18 protein-coding genes are annotated in these 17709 nt (G+C 40.1%); 8 read left to right on the top strand and 10 right to left on the bottom strand.

The window, feature by feature from the left end; translation table 11 throughout:
• The first annotated feature begins 22 nt into the window (after positions 1 to 22).
• From ABJH98_RS12055 to ABJH98_RS12040, 4 genes are read left to right on the top strand one after another with little or no spacing between them, the layout of a single operon-like run.
• Positions 23 to 481, top strand: coding sequence for a YHS domain-containing (seleno)protein (locus ABJH98_RS12055; RefSeq protein WP_348307933.1), 459 nt, complete (start codon positions 23 to 25; stop codon positions 479 to 481).
• 60 nt (positions 482 to 541) lie between these two features.
• Positions 542 to 964: a nuclear transport factor 2 family protein gene (locus ABJH98_RS12050; protein ID WP_348307932.1), complete on the top strand. Its 423-nt coding sequence runs from the start codon at positions 542 to 544 to the stop codon at positions 962 to 964.
• A gap of 8 nt (positions 965 to 972) precedes the next feature.
• Entirely contained in the window at positions 973 to 1851 is an 879-nt protein-coding gene (locus ABJH98_RS12045; protein ID WP_348307931.1) for a helix-turn-helix domain-containing protein, read from the top strand.
• Positions 1848 to 2405 (top strand): MOSC domain-containing protein, encoded by a 558-nt coding sequence (locus tag ABJH98_RS12040; RefSeq protein ID WP_348307930.1) that lies wholly within the window; start codon positions 1848 to 1850, stop codon positions 2403 to 2405. The genes ABJH98_RS12045 and ABJH98_RS12040 overlap by 4 nt, the downstream gene beginning before the upstream one ends.
• A gap of 11 nt (positions 2406 to 2416) precedes the next feature.
• Here ABJH98_RS12040 and ABJH98_RS12035 read toward each other — a convergent pair whose 3' ends face one another.
• The 6 genes from ABJH98_RS12035 to ABJH98_RS12010 all read right to left on the bottom strand — a co-directional run bounded on the left by ABJH98_RS12035 (position 2417) and on the right by ABJH98_RS12010 (position 10817).
• Entirely contained in the window at positions 2417 to 3745 is a 1329-nt protein-coding gene (locus ABJH98_RS12035) for an MFS transporter (RefSeq protein WP_348307929.1), read from the bottom strand.
• 75 nt (positions 3746 to 3820) lie between these two features.
• Positions 3821 to 5215 (bottom strand): dihydrolipoyl dehydrogenase, encoded by a 1395-nt coding sequence (gene lpdA, locus ABJH98_RS12030; RefSeq protein WP_348307928.1) that lies wholly within the window; start codon positions 5213 to 5215, stop codon positions 3821 to 3823.
• Positions 5216 to 5501: 286 nt separating this feature from the next.
• Entirely contained in the window at positions 5502 to 6356 is an 855-nt protein-coding gene (locus tag ABJH98_RS12025; protein ID WP_348307927.1) for a hypothetical protein, read from the bottom strand.
• 62 nt (positions 6357 to 6418) lie between these two features.
• Complete coding sequence (locus tag ABJH98_RS12020; RefSeq protein ID WP_348307926.1) at positions 6419 to 7774, bottom strand: hypothetical protein; 1356 nt, start codon at positions 7772 to 7774, stop codon at positions 6419 to 6421.
• A 392-nt stretch (positions 7775 to 8166) separates the two neighbouring features.
• Complete coding sequence (locus ABJH98_RS12015) at positions 8167 to 10092, bottom strand: AAA domain-containing protein (RefSeq protein ID WP_348307925.1); 1926 nt, start codon at positions 10090 to 10092, stop codon at positions 8167 to 8169.
• Positions 10093 to 10130: 38 nt separating this feature from the next.
• Entirely contained in the window at positions 10131 to 10817 is a 687-nt protein-coding gene (locus ABJH98_RS12010; RefSeq protein ID WP_348307924.1) for an HAD family hydrolase, read from the bottom strand.
• 283 nt (positions 10818 to 11100) lie between these two features.
• Here ABJH98_RS12010 and ABJH98_RS12005 point away from each other — a divergent pair, with 283 nt between their 5' ends.
• Both ABJH98_RS12005 and ABJH98_RS12000 read left to right on the top strand, forming a co-directional pair.
• Positions 11101 to 11697: a GNAT family protein gene (locus ABJH98_RS12005; RefSeq protein WP_348307923.1), complete on the top strand. Its 597-nt coding sequence runs from the start codon at positions 11101 to 11103 to the stop codon at positions 11695 to 11697.
• Complete coding sequence (locus ABJH98_RS12000; RefSeq protein WP_348307922.1) at positions 11688 to 12473, top strand: helix-turn-helix transcriptional regulator; 786 nt, start codon at positions 11688 to 11690, stop codon at positions 12471 to 12473. Before ABJH98_RS12005 ends, ABJH98_RS12000 begins: the two co-directional genes overlap by 10 nt.
• A gap of 1 nt (position 12474) precedes the next feature.
• On the opposite strand, the gene ABJH98_RS11995 is transcribed toward ABJH98_RS12000, so the two are convergent.
• Positions 12475 to 12987: a hypothetical protein gene (locus ABJH98_RS11995; protein WP_348307921.1), complete on the bottom strand. Its 513-nt coding sequence runs from the start codon at positions 12985 to 12987 to the stop codon at positions 12475 to 12477.
• 77 nt (positions 12988 to 13064) lie between these two features.
• Positions 13065 to 13475: a hypothetical protein gene (locus ABJH98_RS11990; RefSeq protein WP_348307920.1), complete on the bottom strand. Its 411-nt coding sequence runs from the start codon at positions 13473 to 13475 to the stop codon at positions 13065 to 13067.
• Between the two features lie 84 nt (positions 13476 to 13559).
• Between ABJH98_RS11990 and ABJH98_RS11985 the strand changes: the two genes are divergently transcribed.
• The gene (locus tag ABJH98_RS11985) at positions 13560 to 14348 is read left to right on the top strand and encodes an SDR family oxidoreductase (RefSeq protein ID WP_348307919.1); all 789 of its coding nucleotides are present in this window, start codon (positions 13560 to 13562) and stop codon (positions 14346 to 14348) included.
• A 25-nt stretch (positions 14349 to 14373) separates the two neighbouring features.
• Entirely contained in the window at positions 14374 to 15816 is a 1443-nt protein-coding gene (locus tag ABJH98_RS11980; protein ID WP_348307918.1) for an aldehyde dehydrogenase, read from the top strand.
• A gap of 131 nt (positions 15817 to 15947) precedes the next feature.
• Here ABJH98_RS11980 and ABJH98_RS11975 read toward each other — a convergent pair whose 3' ends face one another.
• Both ABJH98_RS11975 and ABJH98_RS11970 read right to left on the bottom strand, forming a co-directional pair.
• On the bottom strand, positions 15948 to 16316 hold the full coding sequence (locus tag ABJH98_RS11975; protein ID WP_348307917.1) for a DUF559 domain-containing protein: 369 nt from the start codon (positions 16314 to 16316) through the stop codon (positions 15948 to 15950).
• A 118-nt stretch (positions 16317 to 16434) separates the two neighbouring features.
• On the bottom strand, positions 16435 to 17646 hold the full coding sequence (locus ABJH98_RS11970) for an MFS transporter (protein WP_348307916.1): 1212 nt from the start codon (positions 17644 to 17646) through the stop codon (positions 16435 to 16437).
• Between the last annotated feature and the right edge of the window lie 63 nt (positions 17647 to 17709).

Here is a 17709-nt window from a genome sequence, read left to right as displayed (position 1 = left end):
TTAATCAATTAAGTAGATGATTATGAAAAAGTTGATTTTTTCTTTAATGCTGTGTGTTGTTTTTGTAGCACAGGTAATGGCTCAAACCCCTCCAGTAGATGAAAATGGTGTCGCATTGGGAGGTTATGATGTGGTAGCTTATTTCGTGAGCAATCCGATGGAAGGCAGCACTCAATATACAGCCTTACATAATGGAGCTACCTATCGGTTTGCTACAGCCAATAATCGCGATGCTTTCAAGCAAAACCCTACTAAATACCTACCTCAGTTTGATGGATATTGTGCGTGGGGAGTAGCAGCGAAAGATGCTAAGTTTCCAATCAATCCGGAAACCTATGATATAATCGATGGGAAGTTGTATCTGTTTTTCAATGGTCCATTTAATGGGAAAACATTCAATTCATCCTTGTTATGGAACCAAGAAACGACAAAACTCCAGACCGCAGCACATGATAAGTGGTCTGAAGTAAAATCAAAATAGAAATTTATGATCACCCAGAAGAGTTTTTTATTTTCTGGGTGATCAAAAAAATATCTCAGCATGAATAAATTTGAATTAAAACCACCCCTGCCACCATTCAACATGGAGTCCGCTAAACTAAAAGTCCAAATGGCTGAAGACGCCTGGAATACCCGAGACCCTGAAAAGGTCTGTCTGGCATATTCAGTGGATACAGAATGGCGAAATCGAACTGAATTTCTCAGTGGTCGAGAAGAAGTAAAGGCTTTTTTGAAGAATAAATGGGATCATGAGTTGGATTATAAACTTAAAAAGGCACTTTGGGGTTTTAGAAAAAACAGAATGGCTGTTAGATTCGAATACGAATACCACAATAGGGATGGTCAATGGTTTAGAGCTTATGGCAATGAACTCTGGGAATTTGATGAACAGGGTCTCATGAGAAAAAGATTTGCAAGCATCAATGATCTGGAGATTAGCGAATCAGAAAGGAAATTGAAATAAATTTTAAAATGGATAAAAATCTGGTACTTGTCAATAAGCAAAATGGCAACCTTGCGCTTAAATTGTTTTCGTTCAATGATTTGAGCCATTTTGATCATGTTCAACGACACAATTACTATTCTCTGATTTGGATAAAAAAAGGAGCGGGTAAAGTAAAGGCTGATTTTGCTGAATATCATTGGGAGTCACCATCACTATTGGCTTTTGCGCCTTACCAGCCATTTATGCTTTCGACCAATACAGAAATCGAAGGAATTGCGCTGAATTTTCATCCAGACTTTTTTTGCATCCACAAACATCATGAAGCAGTGGCTTGTCATGGGGTGCTATTCAACAATATTTATGAGTCCCCAGTACTTCTGCTGGATGAAAAAGTTTCAACTCAATTCCAGAATATCGTAGAGCCAATGAAGGAGGAGATGTTAAACGGGGAATTGGCGCAGTACGAACTGCTTGTTTCTTACCTTAAAATTTTCTTGATAGCAGCTTCGAGACGGAAGGTTGAAAACCAGCCTGATAAATTGAGTGATTTGGAATTGGATTCGGAGCCATTTGTTCTTCAAAATCTCAAGAAAAAAATTGAGGAAAATTTTAGAAACAAACATTCGGCGAGTGACTATGCGAGCCTTTTGAATATTTCCGCCAAGGCACTAACTAAAGCGACAAAAAAGTATTTTAATAAGACGGTTACAGATCTGATTTCAGAGAGAATTATCATAGAGGCCAAACGTGAATTGTATTTGACCGATAAGCAAGTGAAATTGATTGCTAGTGAACTGGGTTATAATGACGAATACTATTTCAGTCGTTTTTTTAAAAATTACACCGATGTATCCCCACAATTGTATCGAGATACGGTGGGGTTTAACCGAGCCAGCACACTATGAAAATGAGAAAAATTTTATCTGTTCAAGTAGGACAGCCTAAAACTGTAGAGTTCAAAGGACGAATGGTGACTACTAGTATTTTTAAGTCAGCTGTCCGAGGTCCAGTAGCGGTCAATAACTTAGGAATAACTGGTGATTCTCAATCTGATTTGACTGTTCACGGTGGAGTACTCAAGGCAGTCTATGCCTACCCGGCAGAGCACTATGATTGGTGGAGGGATCAGTATCCTCAGTTTGACTATGAATATGGAGCCTTTGGAGAAAATTTAACAATTTTCGGATTAGTAGAGGAGGAATTAAATGTGGGTGATTTACTTAAAATGGGTAGTGTTGTTTTTAGAGTAACCCAACCACGTTTCCCATGCTATAAGCTGGGTATCAAATTCAACAACCCAAAAATGACTGCTTTTTTCCATTTTAGTAAAAAATCTGGTTTTTACTTAGAAGTATTGGAAGAAGGAATACTACAGGCAAATGATGAAATAGTGCTCGTATCAAAACAAGAAGGAAAAACAATAGCTGACTTGGTTGAAAAACAAATTACTCGATCTTAGTATTTTATTATTTATTTCTCTCTAAACCTCTCCTGTGGATTGTCAGCCCAAAAACTGGCAATAGTGAGCAATAGAAATATCCCAAAACATAACCATCCAGCTGCGGAGTATGAGCCTGTTTGAGCCAAGGATTCACTGAAAATAATGGGTCCAACAGAGCTACCTAGCACCACGAAAGTCATCGCTCGACCTGATATAGCTCCTAGGTGCAATGTACCATAAAACCGAGGCCAAACCACCGAAAGGAATACGCCATATAGTCCCAATAAAATGCCGTTGCCACTGATCATCACATGAATCATCCAAGGCCATTGATCCAGATAGATCATCCCTATGGTAGCGATAAGCGACCCAATGCCAGAGACATAGAGCAAGTATTTCAATTTGATAAAGTCACTCAAGCTGCTGACTGACAAAGTCACCAATACGGCAATAATAGAGGAGGGAACAAAAATTGATACGGCAGTGCTTCTAGAATAATCAGCTGTTTCGAATAAGGACACCACGTTGAAAGTAAATCCCGTCCAGTAAAAGGCTTGCGTCGATAGCATTAGCGCAAACACCCAAAAAGCAAAACTCTTCATTGTCTCGTTGAGGTTGTATTGTTTAACCACCGGGAAGCGATTGGTTTTGGATTTCCTTTCTTTGTAATTGCCGTCAGGTTTTAATCCACTTTTCTCCGGATCATCCCGGAACAAGAATAGCACGATCAATGGAAATCCCAATCCAGCAATCATCGCTATGATAATCCAGGCGTCTTTCCATCCGTAATCCAGAATAAGCATTTCGAAGAATACAGGAGCAGAAGAAAAAGTGAGTGAAGTCACCACATTAGAAAAGCCCATGGCAAAACCTCTGCGTTTCTCGAACCATTTCATCATCATGTTTCGAGAGACCAAGGTCAAGGCTCCCTGTCCGGTAAACCGGAGAGAGGCGAAACCGATATACATAATTAGGAAATTGCCCACTTTGCCTTCCAAAAAGGAAGGTAAGTAGCTTTGAATCACATCCGATTGACTCATGAAAACCAAGGTAATCGCCATGCCAATGGCCGCCAGTATGGCAATGGGCCTGACGCCGTACTGGTCGTATTTGATGCCTACCCAAGTGAGCATAGAGGCACTAGTGACCGTGCCGCACATATAAGCAAAGCCCAACTCACTTCTACTCATACCCAAGGCATCAATCAGATTATCTGTAAACGTGGAGACCCCCATGGTCTGCCCGGGTATACTCATGCAAATACCCAAAGTACCTAATACGATGATAGCCCACCCGTAATAGAAAGGAGTCTTTGCAGGATGGAAGGGCCAGTTGGCGAAGGACTTTGTATTTAGCATAAGAGAGTGTTTACGGATGAAAACAAAAAAAGCTCAGTAGAAACTGAGCTTTTTAGAATCAATATTCTTATCGAATTACAAGTGCACCGCTTCGCCGTACGCGTCTTCCACAGCATCTTTGATGGCTTCAGACATGGTAGGGTGAGGGTGAACTGCTTTCATGATTTCGTGACCTGTAGTTTCTAGTTTTCTCGCTACTACTGCTTCAGCGATCATCTCAGTCACGTTAGCACCGATCAGGTGACAACCCAACCATTCGCCATACTTAGCGTCAAAAATCACTTTCACGAATCCTTCTGCATTTCCACCTGCTTGCGCTTTACCAGAAGCTGAGAATGGAAATTTACCTACTTTGATATCGTAGCCCGCTTCTTTGGCAGCCTTCTCAGTCATACCCACAGATGCAATCTCAGGAGAACAGTAGGTACAGCCTGGGATGTTGCCGTAGTCTAGTGGTTCAGGAGACTCTCCACAGATCTTCTCTGCGCAGATGATGGCTTCGGCAGAAGCTACGTGAGCTAAAGCTGGTCCATGTACGATATCACCGATGGCGTAGATGCCCGGGATGTTAGTTTTGTAGTAGTCGTCTACTAAGATTTTGCCTTTATCAGTCATCACGCCTACATCTTCCAGACCAATGCCTTCGATGTTAGACGATACACCTACAGCTGAAAGTACGATATCAGCATCGAGCACTTCTTCGCCTTTTTTGGTTTTTACCGTCACCTTGCAAGTTTTGCCTTTGGTGTCCACGTTAGTCACTTCTGAGCTAGTCATGATTTTCATGCCTGACTTCTTGAATGATCGACCCAATTGCTTAGAAATGTCTTCGTCTTCTACCGGTACTACGTTTGGTAAGTATTCTACGATGGTTACTTCTGTGCCAATTGAGTGGTAGAAGTAGGCGAACTCAACGCCGATCGCGCCAGAACCTACAATCACCATTTTCTTAGGCTGCTTGGGCAAGTTCATCGCTTCTCTGTAACCTATGATCTTCTTACCATCGATAGGCAAGTTTGGCAACTCTCTAGAGCGCCCACCTGTGGCTACAATGATGTTGTCAGCTGTATAGTTTTCTGATTTGCCTTTGTCGTCCGTTACGACAACGGTTTTGTTGGCTGCCAACTTACCGAAACCGAGTAACTGGTCGATCTTATTTTTCTTGAAAAGGAACTGGATGCCTTTGCTCATGCCGTCGGCTACGCCACGGCTTCTTTTTACCATACCAGAGAAATCTGCTTTCGCGTCTTTCACAGTAATACCGTAATCCTGAGCGTGAGATAGGTAATCAAAAACCTGTGCACTTTTGAGTAGCGCTTTGGTAGGGATACATCCCCAATTGAGGCAGATGCCGCCTATTTCAGCCTTTTCTACTACTGCTACTTTTTTTCCTAGTTGAGATGCTCTGATCGCTGCTACGTAACCACCTGGTCCGCTACCGATCACTATAAGATCATATTTGTTTGCCATAATTTTTTCTTTCTGGATAATAAGTTGGCTTGCCCGTCAGCCTCAAAAAACTAGCGCAAATTTAATCGCTTTGCTAAGAGAAAAAAACGTGAATGCATAAGAATAAGCAGATTGTTTCTCTAAGTGCACTCTACTTGTTGAAATCTAAATTGATAGAAAACTCTTTATTACCGTTTACTTACAAATTATCTCAATATCCAAATTAGGATAAAAAAATAGCACTGAGTTATTACCCAGTGCTACCATTTGTGTTTCTCTTATTTCTAACTGAATTGAATCAGAAATTCTAGAAATAGAAAAGTACGTAAATTGTTCCAGCAGCTGTTGAGCTACTGTATTGATTAGTTCGCAAATTGCTACTTGAACTTCCAGGGCTAGAAGGTCTATCATATTTATAAACCTGTGTACCATCCCACTGTTCATAGCTAGCGTCTGCTTGTGAACCCCAGCTGTGTCCATAGGCTAAAGAAAAATCAGCTCCTACTGAAAATTTCTTAGCTATGAAATACTCGATTCCAGCAAATAGTCCTACAGATACAGAATGCGTAATTCCGTTATCTGAATTCAACAATCTTCCGTCCACAGATGAATCGTCGAAGTTATTTGAAGGATTGGGATTCAAGGCAGTAATAGGGTTGCCGTATGAATACTCTTGTTTGTAGGAATAAAATCCATACCCAACATTGGCTCCATAGAGAAAGGCGAATCGGTTTCTGTCCTTTCGCATTTCATACCCTACAGTTAAGCTCATGTTATTGCTATTTATCTTTCTAGAATCTTCTACTTGTGCTGTACTCGTTGGATCAGTAGCTAGTGCTGAGTCATCCTGAGAGTAAGCATTTGTCGTCGAACTAGAGTTGTTGATATAAAGAGCAGCTCTAACCGCAGAGGCATCAGTCAAAAAATACTTAAAGTATAAGGTCTGAGCTCCTAAGTTCAAATCATTGTCATCCTCCTTGCCAAAGAAATTCCCCAAGTAGTTGAGATAAGGTATAGCACTTACTCCTATTCCAATATCACCAGCTTTTGGTTTCAATGCATCAGTATCTACAGTATCCTCTGCGCTAGTTTCATCCTGAGCAAAGGCTGTGAAGCCAGAGAATATCACTCCGACCAACAGATATATTAATTTATTTTTCATTTAATGTTCTTTTAAATTTGTTAGTTATTTCAGTATTGTGAGTGGAAATCACATGCTGATAATTAAGGTTCAGTTACCTCAACCCAGTCACTAGCAAATTGGTCGGCACCATCTTCACTTCCTATATCTATACCACCTTGTTCGAAAGTCAGACCTCCAGTCAACAAGAAAGCATCATCGGTGTCGTCTGATTCAGCGCCATCAGCAACTCTTGCGATATCTAATCTAAAGGTTGTAGTTTCATAAATAGGGTTTAGTTCATCATCAACTTCTCCAGAATCTAATGTTCTATCCACATGAGCCGTGCTTGACAAATAGATGTTGTTATTCACCGGAATATCAACAGTGTATTTGCCATTGGCATTTGTTGTTATTTCTTCAGACCATTGAACAGTAGTAGTTTCGTCTTCATCCTCACCTTCAAAAATTGTATAAAGGGTGAATGTTGTGTTACTTAATAACTCCCTTGTAGGGTCATCTTGGTCTTCGTTAGTTTCAGAGTAAATAAATCCGCTAATCGTAATCATTTCAACTGAAGTTTCAGGATCAGTGCTTGTAGGATCTGCTAAAACGATATTTTGAATTTTAGTTTGACCAGCAAGAACATCATCATAATCTACTGTTTTAGAATCAAATTCCACATTAATTGTTGCGGGAGAAGATCCAGCAGATTGAGTTTGTTCAGCATTAAATGCTTGGACAGTAACTTCGAAGCTATCCCCACCATTTTTATTCACTTCAACTTCTATGGAAAATTGACCGTTTGCATCTAGAGTAGTTTCTGTTTCGAACTCTTCATCTCCATCAACTTTTGTGATAAGAACAACTGTTCCTTCAGGTGCAGCTTCTTTACCAGGTGTTTGAAGGTTGAGCTCTCCTGTAACATTACCTACCAAGGTAGCTGGTAGTAAAGTTGAAGATTCATCTAATTCAGTTGTAGTGGCAACTACAGCCGCAGCAGGGTGATTTTGAGCCCCTAATGTTAAAGCTTGAGTGAATGCAGTGAAAGTATAAAAATAATCTTTAGTGCTTCCATCAGCTTGAACCTGTGCAAATTCGAATCCATCTATTGATACTGTAGCATTCACACCATCGTCATCAACAGGAACAATAAATTCGGCATACCCATTGGCATTAACAGTGTCTTTCAACACAATTGAGCTATTTGTGGCTCCACCATTACCTACTCTAGAATATTGAGAATATCCAATCGTAAGAGTAACTGTGGTTCCTGCAGGTACTGATTCGTTTCCAGCTGAAGTTAAATCTAGTTCAGCTTTAGGGTAAATACGATAGGATGCCGAATCAAAAGTGTCTATGGATAATGGAGTACTTGTTAGGTCTTCGTCGCAACTCGTAGCGAACATTGCGGTTAACGCAGATCCAATTACAAGGAAAAGAAATTTAGTTTTTTTCATGGTTTTGTTTATTTGAAAAAGAATTTAAAATTTAAGTTATTGTCTCCTATAATTTTTGAGACCGCAATAGTAATAATATGATGTTTTAAGTTTCATGATTTCAAGTTTTTTTTAGATTAAATCATGTTATTAAACGGTAAAGTCTATTAAAAACTCGATGAATGGAATAAACCACATCAATGCTTTTCAATATGCTTATTCATACACATTACAATCACAAGATTCAAATCAAAACCATATTGGTATTGATTTTTTGGCAAATGAAAATTCGTTAGGAATTATTGAATATTCGTTGAGGGCTTTTGAATTTTAGTGACCAACTTTTTTTCGTCATTTTGACATATTTATTCGCTGCAAAAAAGAAAGTCGATGGCAACTCTGGTATCGTTTATCTATCCCATCCACTCAAAGGCACTGTGATAAGCATCGATTTCATTGACGTAATCCAGAAATTTTTCATAAAATGCATGCTGTCCAATAGTGGCACTATCTCCAATGACCACTAGTTTTTTTCTGGCTCTCGTGAGTGCTACGTTCATTCTTCGAGTATCAGAAAGGAATCCAATTTCTCCATTTTCATTGGAACGAACCAAGCTAATATAAATGACATCTCGTTCTTGACCTTGAAATGAATCAATGGTATTGACTGCTAATTTGCTAGCCGTTTTTTCATCCCACTCCATGGTGGTCAGCTGCTCTTGCATGTTTACTACTTGTGCTTTGTAAGGAGAAATTATTCCTACACTATTCAATTCATCAGACATGCCCATAGCGTCTAGTGACATGAAGTAATTAGTCAGATGTTTGAAAAGCAAATCTGCCTCTTCAGTATTAAAAGAACTTCTAGTCTCAGGATCCACTTCTTCAAAGTATCCGCACCCAGCAGTATCAATGAATTCTACAGTTTGATCCTCAGAAAAGACTTTCCAGTTTTTCACCATTTCATTGGCAATCAATTGATCTTTGTAAAACAACCGGCTGCTGAAATTCATGATTTGTTCATGCATCCGGTATTGCTCCTGAAGCATGGTGTCTGCATGATTTCGCTGAATTGCTTTTTCGAAAAGTGTCACTTCCAATCCAGCTTTGGCGGCTTCAAATGACTTGATTGTAGGAGGAAGCTGGCAATGGTCACCAGCAAAGATGACACGATTTGATTTTAGGATGGGTATCCAAGAGGCGGGCTCCAGTGCTTGCGCTGCTTCATCAATGAACACTGTTTCGAATGTCATGCCTTTTAGCATTTGATTGTTGGCGCCAACTAGCGTGCATGCAATAGCCTGAGATTTGCTTATTATATCGTTCACAATATAATAATTCAGATGTTCAGCTTGAGCTTTCAAGTCTCTGGCTTCATCACGTAGAGCCTTTCGTTGTTTTTTCTCGGCATGACCAAAACTACGTTTGAATTTTCCTGCCATAGAAAAATACTCCTCTGATTGTTTGCGTAAGGCTTTTAACTCTTTGAAGTCTTTATGATTGGCAATTTTTGCGTCTAATGTTTTACTGAGAATTTCATCAGTGACTCGAGCAGGGTGACCGATCCGAAGCACTTCAATATTTTGTTCGCTTAGTTTTTCGGCCAAAAGGTCTACAGCAGCGTTACTGGGCGCACAGACTAAAACTTGATCTTCAGATTTCAGTGTTTCTAAAATGGCCTGAATGACAGTGGTCGTTTTGCCTGTACCCGGAGGACCGTGAATAATGGCTACATCCCGAGCATTATGAATTTGATGAAGGGCGGCATTTTGACTGTCATTCATTCCCAAGTCCCTGATTGTGTTGTGATTGGTGAACCGGGCAGCTTTGTCGCCGAGTAGTATTTTTTTGAAATCGCTGAGGCGTTCCTCTTTGGTATTGATCAAAGATGTGAGGGTACGTTCCATCTCACGATAAGCATTCTCATCAAACAATAACTGCACCCCCAATTGCCCGTGATACAGCCACTCTGGCAACTGATCTGCATTCATGGTAATGTGCATATGCGTTTTGGTCACATTGTTGACCACGCCATTTATTGCATCTTCATGATCATCAGTCCCACCACTAGTGGAGAACAGGCTGATGAGTTTGCCTGATTGAAAAGAGTGCGCATCAGTATGCTCTGGCGGACGGGAGATTTTTACTATGAGTCTTTCTCCCGCATCATACTTAGTTTTTTCTAGGTGAATGGGGTACCAACAAACGCCTTTTTTACGACGTTCTTTCAGTGAAGTGCCCGCCATTTTTTGGCGATAGTGTTGCAAGTCGGCATCTTTCTCTTTTTTTAGAAGTACGAGTAAGTTTTTGAGCTCTTCCTGAATGTCTTTGCCTGCCATGAATACATATTTGCTGCGAAGCTAGATGATTACTAATCTCATGAAAAGAATTTGAGCAAATTTGTAATCTTATCAATCGAATGAAAATTTTCATGTTCAATAGTTCGATCCACATGTTCATGTGCCCATGTCACGTGATAGGGAATATGAAAGGCCGTTCCGCCCAATTCCAACACGGGTAGCACATCAGATTTTAGTGAATTACCAATCATCACAAACTCTTCAGGCTCTATTTCAAGTCGTCTAAGGAGCTTTTCATAATCCAGCTCTTTTTTTTCAGACATGATTTCTATATGATGAAAATATTTGCCTAACCCAGATTTTGTCAATTTTCTATGCTGATCAAGTAAATCACCTTTAGTCGCCAATACCAGTTTGTATTTGCCATGTAAGGCCTGAAGTACACTTTCTACATCATCAATTAATTCCACCGGCATCTGGAGCAGTTCTTTACCATAAGCAATGATTTTTTCGATGTCTTCTATTTTAATCGTTCGATCTGAGATTTGCATGGCGCTTTCAATCATAGAGAGAGTGAATGCTTTGATACCATAACCGTACAATTCCAAATTTTTCATTTCTACTTGAAATAGCTCCTTGGCCAAGCTGTGTTCTGGTAAATAGCCTTCCAATAGGGCATAGAATTTTTGTTCGGTTTCTCTGAAATACGATTCATTGTGCCAGAGCGTATCATCCGCATCAAAAGCAATTATTTTAGTTTGCATAGTGAAATTTAACCCTTCATGTGGAGATAAAAAACAAACAATAATACTGCTACATGACTCATGATGTTTAATTCTTTAAAATGAAATTCCACAGATCCTACGATAGTCTTCCCCCAGCTTCGTGCATATCTTAATCACCTGCTTCGTAGTACCAAGCAATTTTGACTTCTAGACCGTATGCTTTGAGCTGTTTTAATGATTTATTTCAAGCTGAATTAATCTATTTGCTCATGCAGTAAGTTGTGATTTTTATTTAATTTATTTGTGATACAACCATGAGTGCATGAAGAATACAATTACCCGAATAGAGACGCCTCATTTATTACTTCGAATATTTCAACCTGAAGATGCGGAGATACTCAAAGAGCGACTCGATGATAATTTACCAATCCTGATGCCTTGGATTCCATGGGCTAAACATGAACCAGAACCGCTTGAAGCCAAGCGAGACCGGATTCGCAGCTGGATAGGAGACTTCTATTCAAATAAGGAATATGGCTATGTGGTTTTTGAAAAGTCGACTGGAGAATTTGTTGCCAGTTGCAATTTATTTGGAAGGAGGGGAAAAGGAACTACTGAGATAGGGTACTGGGTAGATCATTTGAAAACTGGTAGAGGATACGCGACTGAGATTAGTTATGCTTTGACAAAACTGTCATTCGAACACATGGGCATTGAAAAAGTACTTTTATATATAGATGATCGAAATATCGCAAGCCAACGCATTCCTGCCAAGCTTAATTTTACTCATGAATACACTTATCGAGAATTGCCGAAAGATGCGGAGGGCGAAAGATTAAAATTTCAAGTTTGGGCCATGTTTGAGGAAGAGTTCGAAAAAGTAGATAAATTCGAGGCTGTCGAATTTAAATGGAGTTGATTTTGGAATTGATTGAGCAAGAAAATTTAATTTTTAAAGCAGGGGATACAGGTATTTACTTAGGTAAAGTCGAGGACAATGCCTTTCATCATCATTATGCGCTTCAATTGACTATTGGCATTGATGACAAATTTGTAATGGAAACTGAGGAAGGCAAGCTTACTTCAGACTCATTAATTATACATCCTCAAATCTCTCATCGTTTAGACAGCAAAGGAAAATTCGTATTGATTTTTTTATTCAATCCAGCAAGTACAATTGGTCATTTTCTAGCCAAGCATCTAACTACTTCGTCCGTTCAGGATTTTGAAGAGGAATGGGTGAACTACTTAAGAATGTTTGCAAAAGATTTATTCAAAAATGAAATCAACGAGAAAACATTTCTGAGCGCTTGCATCAATTCCATGGCAGAATTTAACAGTCGATGTTTATTGACTAAACATCAAATGGATAAAAGAGTGCTGGCCACATTGCAATATTTAGATAGACACGCACGAGAAATTATTCCGCTAAAAGAAATGGCTGAAGAAATGTGTTTGTCAGAAAGTAGATTCCAGCATATCTTCAAAGAAGAAACAGGGATTTCTTATCGGAGAATGCAGCTTTGGAAAAGATTATTAGCTTCTTTTGATCACCTCAGAACCACTAAAACATTGACTGAATTAGCTCATCAGTCTGGCTTTTCTGATAGTTCGCATTATAGTAAAACCTTCAAGGAGTCCTTTGGCTTTTCGCCCTCAGACGTTTTTGCCAATAGTCATTTGGTATTGGAATAATTTACTTCAGGTATTTTTTGGGTAGCGGGTTGTCATCTGTCTCTGCAGCCCAGTATAGATTGACAATCCACCAGCGGTCTCCATCATTCATCAATTGAATACTGTTGATACCACGGGCAAACGGTTCGCCTTCTGGTGTCCATTTGGACTGGTAGGTGCTCCATACATGCGTAATCAATCCAAAAGATTCAGTTTTGCGAGCGATCTCTTCTTCAAAAAAGCCATTTTCTATGAGCCACTGATCGCCTTGAGTTATAAAGTCATCTAAGGTTAAATAGCAGGGCACACGTTTCGTTTCTGATGCTGGGCGAGTAGGGATCAGTTTAGCATCAGGAGTCAATAGATAACGTAGTCTTTCCCAATCTCTTCGTTCACCTTTAGGTCCAGATATGGTTTCGTACAATGCTTCTATGATCGCATCTTCACTGTTTACATCCTTGGCATACTTGTCTTGAGAAAAACACAGGTGGCTTGTCAAGTAGAGGATAATTAAAAGATGGTGCTGCTTACTCATGTGACAAAAATAAAACGAAGAAACTAAAAATTTCAAAAGATGTAATGGTTGGTAAATGAATGGTTTGATCGGTTGACTTATCGCTTTTTTAGAAATTCAGTTAAAAATACTGCTGCGTGTAATCCTGTGCCAGTAAGGGATGAAAATATGCCCAATTTGGTCATACTTCTATCGAGTTGACCCAAATTGGCTTCTTGATAAAACCCATGCAAAAGGATAATAGGGGACAGCAAAAGTATAATTGAGCCTAGATATTGAACCTTCTTTTTCCAGGCAATTTCGGAAAGTTGTAGTTGCATTCCTATGGATAAATTGAGTAAACCACTAAAAAGGAAATAAATATGACCTGCCCGATAGATCATGCGCTGGGCATCTGGCAGATTGCCAATCTCATTCGTTTTCATATACCATCCCGTTTGAAGGAAGATCACAAAAGTGAGCAGTCCTATGATGGCATGAATGAGTGATATTTTGACTGGTATTTTCATTTTCTCTAAGAGACAAAAGTATATTTTATTCTTAAGTCAAACGCCATAATCGCTATATTTACTCTTTTTAAATGACTCCATAAAATGAACTTAAATTTAGAAGGAAAGTCTGCCTTGGTCTGCGGCAGTACGCAAGGTATAGGGAGGGCGATTGCCGAGGAATTGGCTTTGTTGGGTGCTAGTGTGATACTCGTGGCACGCAATATCTCAAAGTTGAGAGAAGTAAAGGAAAGTTTGCCCGTAGCGCATCGGCAATCCCATCAATTTATCCAGGCCGATTTTAGCAATCCTACCGAGTTAAAAAGCAAAATTGAAGAGTTCTTGAACGAAAACCCTGCACCGGAGATATTGGTTAATAATACCGGTGGTCCTACTGGCGGTCAAATTATCGACGAACCGTATACTAAATTTATGGATACGATGACTGCTCATTTGGAGTGTAATCATTTACTCGTTCAAGCCTTAGTTCCCGGGATGAAAGACAAAGGTTTCGGACGAATCATCAATATTATTTCTACTTCCGTGTATGTGCCAATTCCTGGATTGGGCGTCTCGAATACCGTTCGAGGAGCTGTAGCGAGCTGGGCAAAAACTTTATCATTAGAATTAGGTCAATTTGGGATCACAGTCAACAATGTACTTCCTGGATTTACAGATACGGTTCGATTAGAAGGAATTGTCCAAGCCAAAGCGAAAAAAACTAGCAAGACGGAGGAAGAAGTAATCACAGCTATGAAAATGGAAACTCCCGCTCGTAGATTCGGTCAAGCCGAAGAAACGGCTGCTGCAGCGGCATTCCTTGCATCACCAGCAGCAGCCTACATCAATGGAGTAAGCATTCCTGTGGATGGTGGCCGTACTGGCTGTATATAGTTTGAGCAATAACCCAAAGTAACCCATGCAAATAATTGAGAACTACATAAATGGCGAGCTTGTAGCGCCTGTTTCAAAAAGTTATTTAGATAACATCAATCCTTCGAAGGGTCAGGTTTATTCGCAGATCCCTGATAGCGGTGGTGCTGATGTTGAATTGGCTGTGGAAGCTGCTAAAGCAGCGTTCCCTGCTTGGTCTACTTGTGGGATTGAAACCAGAGCTAGTTTATTAAATAAGATCGCCGACTTGATTGATGAAAATCTTGAGGAACTGGCTAGAGCTGAATCCATTGATAATGGAAAACCTTTGAGTTTGGCTAAGAGCGTGGACATTCCAAGAGCTTCTTCTAACTTCAGATTCTATGCCAGTGGTATTCAGCATTTTGCTGCGGAATCGCATTTCATGGAAGGAACAGCGATTAATTATACTAAAAGGACAGCTGTAGGTGTAGCTGGATGTATTTCGCCGTGGAATCTCCCACTTTATTTATTCAGTTGGAAAATCGCTCCAGCATTGGCTGCCGGCAATACGGTCGTTGCCAAACCTACTGAGGTGACACCGATGACTGCTTATTTATTGTCTAAGATTTGCATTGAAGCTGGGTTGCCTAAGGGTGTGTTAAATATCGTTCATGGATTGGGTCATAAGGCGGGTCAAGCCATTGTTGAACACAAAGATGTACCATTGATTTCATTTACCGGAGGTACAGAAACTGGAAAGAAACTGGCGGCTACAGCAGCACCTATGTTTAAGAAGCTTTCACTTGAACTAGGAGGCAAAAATCCGAATATCATCTTTGCGGATTGTGATTTTGATGATATGTTGAAGACAACACTACGATCGTCATTTGCCAACCAAGGGCAGATTTGTTTATGTGGTTCTCGAATTTTCGTTGAGCGACCTATATATGAACAATTCAAAAATGCTTTTATAGAGAAAGTAAAGAAAATGAAGGTAGGAGATCCTCTGGATGGTCAAACCAAAATGGGAGCAGTGGTTTCTGAGGCGCACATGAATAAGGTGTTGGGTTACATTAAACTAGCTCAAGAAGAAGGAGGAAATGTGCTAGCTGGAGGAGATCGCGTAATAGTTGATGGCGATTGTTCGGATGGATATTTCATTGCGCCTACAGTTATTGAAGGTCTGAGTCATGATTGCAGAACCAATCAGGAGGAGATATTCGGGCCGGTGGTTACCATTATGCCATTTGATACAGAAGAGGAGGTTTTGAAGATGGCCAATTCCACACCTTATGGTTTGGCAGCTACGGTTTGGACACAGAACTTAAAACGAGCACATCGAGTTTCCCATCAAATCAAAAGTGGTATTGTCTGGGTCAATTGCTGGTTGCTTCGGGATTTACGAACGCCTTTTGGTGGCATGAAACAGTCTGGCGTAGGTCGAGAAGGTGGGTTTGAAGCCCTTCGGTTTTTCACTGAACCTCAGAATGTTTGTATAAAGCTTTAAGTAAGAACCTTTCAATCTCCCCAACCCTCTTCTCCAAGAGGGAGTTTTTTGTTCCCCCTTAGAAAAAAGGGCTAGGGGGATTTGATTTGCACTTGATATTTCTTGCCTACTACACATAAGTCACTAACTATTCAGTTTGTCATTTCATCTGGCAATGCTGCTTCAAGTGTTCTTATTACGTTATTGATATCATTCATTACATCAGATTCTGGAACACGAATGGTTCGATAGCCTAATTCCTTTAATTCTTTGTCTCGTTTCAGATCATCTTCAATTCTAAGCTCGTGAGACTTTCCGTCTAGCTCAATGATTAATTTTAATTTCCGACATATAAAGTCAGCTATGTAATTTTCAATGGGGTATTGCCTGTTGAATTGTAAGCCGTAAAATCTCCTTGCGCTAAGGACCTCAGTCCATAGCTTGATTTCTCCAGGTGTACTATGATTTCTTAGGTTTCGAGCAAGCGGTTTTAGTTTTTTATTGTAGTTAGATGGGTTCATCAAATGAAGTTAAGAAATGTTTTCAATCTCCCCAACCCTCTTCTCCAAGAGGGAGTTTTTTATTCCCCCTTAGAAAAAGGGGGCAAGGGGGATTTGTTCTGTAATTGAATTGATCTAATTACCCCTTCGATTCTTGAATGGCTAACCCTTCTTCGGGGATATATTTCTGGATTAAAAAGGCCATAAGGAATGAGGCCAAAGCTGCTAGCGTAGCGTTGCCAATAAATCCAATATCTGTATAGATAAATCCTGCCAATGCGGAACCCAATGCCATACCCAACTGACCAATAGAAATGGTCATACTCATCATGCGACCTCGCTGATTGTCCTGAATAACTTCAGAGGCCAACGCCTGAAAAGGAACCATGCGAGCCACTATCAGTAACATGATGATAAAGAAAACCACGAAGTACATTTCGTAATTCATATTGAGAAAAAACACGCACATGGGCATGATGATAACTAGAAGAAGGTTTGAGAAAATAATAATTTGCTTTCTTCCTGTCTTGTCTGAAATCATGCCAGAAATAGGCCCTGTGAAAACTGTAGCCAGCCCACCGATCAGGAACAAGGTGGCAATATCGTAACTGTTGGCTCTAAATGAATTTTCTAACCATGTTGGAAAATACACGATAAAAGAGGAGATACTAAGAAACATTAGTAAATATCCCATGGCAATGGTTTTGACAGATGGGACGTGCAAAATCTCCCAGTATTTTTTGATTGAATGCTTGAGGTTTAAGGGACAATTGGAGCTCTCTACTTTTGGTTGTGGTACTTTAAAAAGGATTAAGAAGAAAGCGAATACCATAACGAATCCGAAAAATTGGAAAGGAGCGAAAAAACCAATTTCTCCAGCCAAAATAGTTCCAGCAGGTATGCCCAAAATTTGCCCTGCTGCACTTCCTGTAGCTACTATGCCATTGGCCCAGCCTCTTTTCTCACAAGGGAAATAGTCTCCGATATAAGCAACGCATGACCCAGTGAGTATTCCACCAGCAAAGCCAGATAAAATCCTAAAGCCTAGCATGGACCAGTAATCAAAAGCAAACTGATGCATCAGCAGGGAAATAGCCATGGCACCAGCGCCAATTAGGAGTATCTTTCTACGACCCACACGATCTGAGATTGGTCCAGTGATTAGAGCTACTATGCCTAAAGTCACTGCATAAGCGGTTATTAAAGTGCCTCTCAAGGCTTCAGCTATATTCAACTGCTCACCAATCTGAGAAAGAATAGGGGACATAATGAAGAACTGACTGCTTGCAGCAAACATCAATAGCCATAATGAAAATAGAATGATACGAGCGTTGAGTTGACCTTTGTTCATATATCAATAGACAAACGGCAATTGGGCCTGTCAGTTGGATTTTTATGACGAAGCGCAGTAATC

This window comes from Reichenbachiella sp. (assembly GCF_039969095.1).
In the GTDB taxonomy this organism is placed as follows: Bacteria; Bacteroidota; Bacteroidia; order Cytophagales; family Cyclobacteriaceae; genus Reichenbachiella.
The sequence above is the reverse complement of the archived record's forward strand: the minus strand, read 5'-3'. Positions and strand labels throughout refer to the sequence as shown.